Origin of the sequence: Pseudomonas sp. HMWF006 (genome assembly GCF_003061205.1) — a bacterium.
GTDB lineage: Bacteria > Pseudomonadota > Gammaproteobacteria > Pseudomonadales > Pseudomonadaceae > Aquipseudomonas > Aquipseudomonas monsensis.
Genome location: NZ_QAIU01000387.1, coordinates 1 through 1,158, shown reverse-complemented (window position 1 = coordinate 1,158; position 1,158 = coordinate 1). Strand labels below are relative to the sequence as shown.

Annotated in this window: 1 protein-coding gene; it reads left to right on the top strand. The window is 60.5% G+C overall.

Translation table 11 applies throughout. The features are described 5' to 3' along the window. The coding region (locus DBR24_RS15910) for a TIGR00366 family protein (protein ID WP_146189060.1) at window positions 1-971 on the top strand (971 nt) is incomplete at its 5' end. Window positions 972-1,158 lie beyond the last annotated feature (187 nt).

Below are 1,158 nucleotides of genomic sequence, written 5' to 3'. Positions count from 1 at the left end.
CTGCCTATCTGGGCCTTGGTGCAGTGTGGGCCTTGGGTCTGTCATCGTCGGCCGCACAGTTACAGGCCAACCCGGCCAGCCTGCCGCCGTCGATCCTGTCGATCACCGGGGTAATCCCGTTCACCGAAACCATTTTCCTCTGGCAGTCCGGCGTGATGCTGCTGGCCCTGATCGTGGTCTCGATCATCATCGCCTACGCCACCGCACCCGGCCCCCATTCGGCACGAGACGCCAAGGCCTGCGGCATCGACCCGGCCTTCAACCTGCCACCGCTGCAACCGCGCACGCGCCCTGGCGAATGGCTGGAGCACAGTCCGCTGCTGATCATCGTGCTGGTGCTGCTGGCGGCGGGCTGGCTGTTCCACGAATTCTCGACCAAACCGGCGATTACCGCGATTTCCGGCCTCAACACCTACAACTTCCTGTTCATCATGCTCGGTGCGTTGCTGCACTGGCGTCCGCGCAGTTTCCTCGACGCCGTGGCCCGCGCCGTGCCGACCACCACCGGCGTGCTGATCCAGTTCCCGCTGTACGGCTCGATTGCCGCATTGATGACCACGGTCAAAGGCACCGACGCGCAAACCCTGGCGCATCACATTTCGACATTCTTCGTCAGCATCGCCTCCCACGACACCTATGCGCTGTTGATGGGTGTGTACTCGGCGATTCTCGGGTTCTTCATCCCGTCCGGCGGCGGCAAATGGATCATCGAAGCGCCGTACGTGATGCAGGTCGCCAATGATCTGCAATACCACCTCGGCTGGGCGGTGCAGATCTACAACGCTGCCGAAGCGCTGCCGAACCTGATCAACCCCTTCTACATGCTGCCGTTACTGGGCGTACTCGGGCTGAAGGCCCGGGATCTGATCGGCTTCTCGTTTGTGCAATTGCTGGTGCACACGCCGCTGGTATTGCTGTTGCTGTGGGCGCTGGGAACGACATTGGCGTATACGCCGCCGGTGATGCCGTAAGTCAGAAGCAACACATACCCGGTGGGAGCCAGCCAGTTGGCTCCCACATTTGTTCCGTGGCGGCATCAAGTCGTCACCCAACCGTCACATTCAATTGTTAGCGTCCGCCCGAAACATACTGAAACAATTAAGTAAAAACGGGCTGACAGATGAAAGACGAAACAGACGCCACTGACGCACCTGAATC